This is a genomic window from Vibrio sp. 10N.222.48.A3, from assembly GCF_041475345.1.
GTDB classification, from domain to species: Bacteria; Pseudomonadota; Gammaproteobacteria; order Enterobacterales; family Vibrionaceae; genus Vibrio; species Vibrio tasmaniensis_A.
In genome coordinates this window covers 1-426 of the sequence record NZ_JBFRVX010001751.1, presented here as the reverse complement: position 1 = coordinate 426, position 426 = coordinate 1, and the positions used below count along the sequence as shown (strand labels likewise).

The 426-nt window shown below is 38.3% G+C and carries 1 protein-coding gene; it reads left to right on the top strand.

The features are described 5' to 3' along the window. Positions 1–131: 131 nt before the first annotated feature. A partial coding sequence (locus AB4653_RS28750; RefSeq protein ID WP_372106050.1) for a hypothetical protein occupies positions 132–426 on the top strand: 295 nt, incomplete at its 3' end.

Sequence of the window (426 nt, the reverse complement as noted above, 5' to 3'; positions counted from 1 at the left end):
GCACAGTGGCGATGGCACTGGCTAAGCTTATTCATTTAGAGCATTTTCAGTCAGTAGAAAAAATGACTTCGTCACAAATGATAAAGATTATAAGTGATTGATGTTTTAATTATTTAAATGAGGGGTTTGCAATGAATCAGACAAAAGTAAAAAGCATTCTATTGGCAGCAGGAGCGATGAATGTTGGTGCTGTTTTACTGTTTTCACGCTTTTTTACGAATAGTGCCATTAACGAAGCCGATCCCGTAGTAATGTCCAACTTTGGACTGATTATGATCGTCGTTTGGGGTTTTGCGTACCTTGGGGCTGCAACAATCAATGCGAACATCAAATATCTTGCTGGTGCTTTCTTTATTGAAAAGTTGGTTTATGTGGTTGTTTGGGTGAATTGGCTTTCCAATAATACGCTATCACCAGTATATGAAG